The following is a 4827-nucleotide window of genomic DNA, read 5'->3' on the forward strand; positions in this document are numbered from 1 at the left end:
ATGCTTCTGGATATGCTGGCGGCAATTGCGCGGCGGGATTATGAACAGCGCCGCGAGCGGCAGAGGCAGGGCATTGCCACGGCCAAGGCAGCAGGGAAATATCAGGGCCGCAAAGCTGACCAGACCCGGTACGATGCCATCAATCGGATGCTTGCCAGCGGCAATTCATGGGCGACCGTTCAACGGACGCTTGAATGCAGTCGCACGACAATCAGCCGGGCCGTTCAGCAGGCAAGGCTGCGCACAGCAAAGATTGTCTCACCTGCCCTGCCAGATGTTCAGACGGTTCCCGTCCGTCTGTGGGCCCTGGTCGAAAATAACAGCAAATTCGTACGTGGTAAAAAGCGGGTACACGAAGATATTGAATCTCTGGTTCAGCGAGAGTTTTCAGGCCGAAAGCTCGGAGACTGTGAATACGGCCTCACCATCACCTACAAAGACGATGCGGATCTGAAAGAACAGATCGAGGAGCTACTCACCGAGGTTCATCGTTTAGCAGACTGGCGCAATTGCTTTGCCGAAGATGTTAGCATCAAACATGAAATCACCGGTGCATATTGGCGCGACTATGATGGGGGATGGTGGAATTGAACCGGCGAAGAAGCCCCGGCGCTCTTCCCAAAACACCGGGGCGACACGGGTATCGGTTCATAGCACGAGAAGCCGAATTTACTACGCGCTACCAGATAGATAGCCGATAGTTGGCGGGTAGAAAGAAGGTATCGGATAGCTATCAACTACCTAAAAGGTATCGGGAATCTGTTAAGTATCTGGTAGCTTTCTGGTAGTATACTACTTGGTAGCTATCAGATAGCTTTGGCTCTGTCATCCAGATCGAGGGATATAGATATGTCGGTAATCTCATTCGCCACACCGAAAGGTGGGGCAGGCAAAACAACGTCAGCGCTGCTATTGGCAACCGAACTTGCAACGCTGGCCGATAAGGTTGCCATCATTGACGGGGATCCAGAGAAGTGGATTACAGAATGGTCGATGTTGCCCGGTAAGCCAGACAACGTTGATGTGTTTTCAGAGGCGACCGAAGATAATATCGTGGAATTGATAGATGATTGCGCGAGCAAATACCCCTTCGTCATTGTCGATCTCGAAGGCACTGCCAATTTGATGATTGCCTACGCTATTGGCTTGTCCGATCTGGTTGTAATCCCCGTGCAGGGATCGAAGATGGACGCCAAGGGCGCAATCAAAACGGTTAGGCTCATTCGTCAGCAGGAGAAAGTCAGCCGTCGCAAGATCGCACATCTGGTTCTATACACCAGAACCAGTGCAGCCGTGCCCACCAGAGCGCTCAAAAATGTAATGTCCCAGATCGAAGAACTCAATGTGAGTGCCTTTGATACTCAGATCGTGCAAAGAGCTGCCTATGGCGACTTGACCGATTATGGCGGCACGCTACGCGATCTTGATCCAAATCAAGTGAGCAATCTTGATAAGGCTATCGAGAATGCGACCGCTTACATGAAAGAGGTGATTGGCTGTCTCAAGGCCGCCGAGATTGAAGGAGTTGCAGCGTAATGAGCAAGGAGCGCAGTAAACTTTCATTGGATGATGACAGCGACATTCTCGCTAACTGGAAACCAAAACCTGTCGTCAAATCTGACACGGTGGCAACGGCAAGTCTTGCCCAAAGTCAGGGGTTTGTCAGTCGGCAAGCGCCTGTTCAAAGCCGGGTAGGGGAGGTGCGTCACGACCGGCGTTACCGCACAGGCCGGAATGCGCAGTTGAACCTCAAGGTGACGATCGAGGCCAGAGACAGATTCCTTGACCTTTGCGACCGATATGGATGGGTGCAAGGCGAAGGGTTCGAAAAAGCGGTTAACGCCTTGATTGACCAAATGGAAGGGTCGTAGAGCTGAGAGGGACAGTCTGTTGAAAAAAGAACTTAAGACTGCCGACGAGCTAAGTCGGATGATTCAAAATGAGGTGGATCCAAAATTTGAAAGAGGCAGATTTACCGTATTCCGCATCCCTTCACCTCTTGGGTTTGATGTGATGATGTCAAGTTCATCGACTTGTTCAGATACGCTTTATGAGGCAAAAAAGGCTGCGGAACGCTTATCCAGCTTATACGAATTGGATAAACGCCAAATTTATTAGAGCGCGTTTCGATCTGAATGAATCAGATCGGCGCTCTAAGCTTCTATATATCGAGCATAATCTTATCGATCCTCGTTTCACTCCGGTCGGATTATGCTCTAAAGGGGTCAGTTCCGGCTGGGGGCGGAACTGACCCCATGAGCTACGGTTTTGGAGATAACGACGAGAAATCTGCTTCATCACCGACCGAGCTTAAAAAACTTCGATTGCCTACGGCGAAGGCTGATACGCCGAGCAGCACAGCAGTTGATGTGGCCGCCGCTCTGGAAGTAGGGCAGGGGCTTGGTTTTCTGTCTAGACAACCTACTAGTACCCCCATTGTCAATCGGCCCCGCAGGCCGGGACCCAAGCGCACGGAACCACAGGGCAAAATCACTGTGACTGGACCACAGCGTGTGCTCGATCAATTGCAGGCAAAATCAGATTCTATGGGGGGTATCCCTTATTGGCAGGTCATCGATGCTTTGCTGCGAGCCGATGAGCCATAACAATAGATCACCCGATAAGCAAAACAGACCGCACTTCCAATGCAAATCTGTTAGAGCCTGAATCAAAATGAACATAATGATATCAGGTTCTTAGCTTCGCTCCGGTTTCAGGCACTTGGACTTGAGCGGCTTGTCGAGTGTGAGGCTGAATTTCTTCGTCCCGACTGCTATCGTCACCGGACCGGGTTTCGATAAAGCTTCAATGAGCTTATTCCAACTGCCATCTGCAACGATTGAGCCGCCCACGTAAGGAAAAGCGGCGTTATAGTCATTGGCCTTAATGGTGATGGTCGGGCCTGCAAGTTGCTCATTGTGCAGTGTGGTGAAAAGGTAGAATTGCGAGCTTTGCTTGTTGCTGTCGGCCCACAGATTATCAGGATCGCACACAAGGGTAATCTGTCCGGTCGAGCCGTTGCCGACCCTATAGACGACCAGTCCCTTGTCGTTGGTTTCTTTCCATGTAGCGGCGGAGCCGGAGGAGGCGAAGGCCGTGCTTACCAATAATGCACCGCACATGGTAATTTTCTTAAGCAAAATATTGTTCCTTCAATTCGTTTAAAACATCTGTTGCAATCGCATCCAGCGCCGCAATAACTGGTGCTCGGAGCAAAGTTCCATCAGAGCGCACGTTAAGAGGATCACGCAGCCTCCGCAGGTCGGCAATGTCTTCCTGATCGACCTTTACCACAATGCGTTTTTGAGCACCGACGCGAGGCTTGATGGTCGATATGTTCAGATCGAGCGCCGACCCGTCAAATCGCTTGGCAATGAGCGTTATAATATCTTCCAGCTTGCAACCTATGCGACCGGCCAAAGATACGGCCAGTTCCTGGCTGTCTTCGCTGAAGGCAAAAGTAAACTGATGGGCGACAAAGCCTCCCATGCCTTTCGGAGTGGTTTTCGCCGCAACCGGCAAATGAGCGCTTCTGTCCGGCGCACCAACAGGAGACGGCTTTTCGGTATTAGGTGCTATAGGCGTGACTGGCGCGGCAGGCTGCTGTTTCGCTACTGCGCTTTCTGTGACCGGCGAGGCTGGCGTCAGGGGAATATTGCGGAGGATTTCCAGCTTGCTCTTGCCGGTTGTGAGTGGCGTTTTCTTCAGGTCGGTCATTGCATGGCCTCGATGCTTGCGAGTGTGGTCGATACGATTTCCAGTTCTTCCATGCGCGCCTTTTTTACCAGCGGATTCGCTCTTACATCGTCAGCTAGCAATTCGCGATAAATGACATAGCCTTGGTCCAAGGTATCGAAGCCATTGCGTGACGGGACAAAGAAGTCGGCCAGATAGGGTTCTTCAAAGATCGCTTGCAGAACATTCCTTTGATCGACCGTCATGCGCTTTTTATCGGACCAGTCATTGAGCAAGAGCCGAACCGCCGGGGCTGGAAAGCCGTTTTCCTCAAGGCTGATTTTGACCTGTTCATAAAGGCGCAAGGTTGCCAGTTGAGATTCATACTCCTTCAGACTTGGCCGAAAAGGAATAATAACCTTGTCGGCATCACCGAGAACATATTTTGACAGTTCTTTATGTGAGCCTGCCGTGTCGATAATGACATAATCAAAGCCGTCCGCTTCAGCCAAGCCAGATTCGAGAGCCGTTTCATCGGTGCAAACCGTGCAGTGAAAACGCGCTCCAAGATCGGGATAACGGTTCGTTGCCCGCAGATGGTAGGTGGCCGATGATCCTTGATCGTCGGTTTCGATGAGCAGGACTTTAATGTCTTCGGATTTGGCAAGCGCGGCATTGACCAGCACCTGTGAAATTACCGTTTTACCCACGCCACCTTTTTGACCGACCAAAGCGATTTTTAGCATCGAACGCCTTTCCTTCCACAATGCACAATTTGAGTAGTGACACGGCACATAATCGCCTAATTGCATGGCGCTATTGAACATTTACACATTGCACAATGCGAAAATGTTCAATGCTGATTAACCGCGATGTACCAAGTGAAAAGAGCATTGTGAATAGCAACAAATTACTATGGACAAGGTGTGATTTTACAAGTGACCTATGCACCTATGCACCTATGCACCTATGCACCGTTGCGCATAGTGCACTGTAGAAATGTAGGTGTGCACATGTGCTTGCACAGTGTGCAAAGTGTCTAATCACCGTGGCGCAACGTCACGATGGTTATGCATGAATGTGCAATGTGGGGAGTTGGCAGGCGTTTGCCCGCGTCGTACCCAGCGTCTGCGGGTTTGAAGGCGCATCGAG

7 protein-coding genes and 1 pseudogene are annotated in these 4827 nt (G+C 50.9%); 5 read left to right on the top strand and 3 right to left on the bottom strand.

The window, feature by feature from the left end:
- From ACTJKP_RS25310 to ACTJKP_RS25330, 5 genes and pseudogenes are all read left to right on the top strand, one after another.
- Nucleotides 1–591, top strand: a pseudogene (locus ACTJKP_RS25310) (hypothetical protein); the annotation flags it as partial.
- A gap of 258 nt (nucleotides 592–849) precedes the next feature.
- A complete protein-coding gene (locus ACTJKP_RS25315) occupies nucleotides 850–1536 on the top strand; it encodes an AAA family ATPase (RefSeq protein ID WP_440632642.1) in 687 nt (228 codons plus the stop codon).
- Complete coding sequence (locus ACTJKP_RS25320) at nucleotides 1536–1871, top strand: stability/partitioning determinant (protein WP_440632643.1); 336 nt, start codon at nucleotides 1536–1538, stop codon at nucleotides 1869–1871. The genes ACTJKP_RS25315 and ACTJKP_RS25320 overlap by 1 nt, the downstream gene beginning before the upstream one ends.
- A gap of 19 nt (nucleotides 1872–1890) precedes the next feature.
- Nucleotides 1891–2118 carry a hypothetical protein gene (locus tag ACTJKP_RS25325; protein WP_440632644.1) on the top strand — a complete coding sequence of 76 codons (228 nt, stop codon included), beginning with the start codon at nucleotides 1891–1893 and terminating at the stop codon, nucleotides 2116–2118.
- Between the two features lie 137 nt (nucleotides 2119–2255).
- Nucleotides 2256–2606, top strand: coding sequence for a hypothetical protein (locus tag ACTJKP_RS25330; RefSeq protein ID WP_440632645.1), 351 nt, complete (start codon nucleotides 2256–2258; stop codon nucleotides 2604–2606).
- A gap of 90 nt (nucleotides 2607–2696) precedes the next feature.
- On the opposite strand, the gene ACTJKP_RS25335 is transcribed toward ACTJKP_RS25330, so the two are convergent.
- From ACTJKP_RS25335 to ACTJKP_RS25345, 3 genes are read right to left on the bottom strand one after another with little or no spacing between them, the layout of a single operon-like run.
- Nucleotides 2697–3140, bottom strand: a complete 444-nt coding sequence (locus ACTJKP_RS25335; RefSeq protein WP_440632646.1) for a hypothetical protein — start codon at nucleotides 3138–3140, stop codon at nucleotides 2697–2699.
- On the bottom strand, nucleotides 3133–3717 hold the full coding sequence (locus ACTJKP_RS25340; protein WP_440632647.1) for a hypothetical protein: 585 nt from the start codon (nucleotides 3715–3717) through the stop codon (nucleotides 3133–3135). Before ACTJKP_RS25340 ends, ACTJKP_RS25335 begins: the two co-directional genes overlap by 8 nt.
- The gene (locus tag ACTJKP_RS25345) at nucleotides 3714–4421 is read right to left on the bottom strand and encodes a ParA family protein (protein WP_440632648.1); all 708 of its coding nucleotides are present in this window, start codon (nucleotides 4419–4421) and stop codon (nucleotides 3714–3716) included. The genes ACTJKP_RS25340 and ACTJKP_RS25345 overlap by 4 nt, the downstream gene beginning before the upstream one ends.
- Between the last annotated feature and the right edge of the window lie 406 nt (nucleotides 4422–4827).

The sequence above is a fragment of the Brucella sp. 22210 genome, from assembly GCF_052045675.1.
In the GTDB taxonomy this organism is placed as follows: Bacteria; Pseudomonadota; Alphaproteobacteria; order Rhizobiales; family Rhizobiaceae; genus Brucella.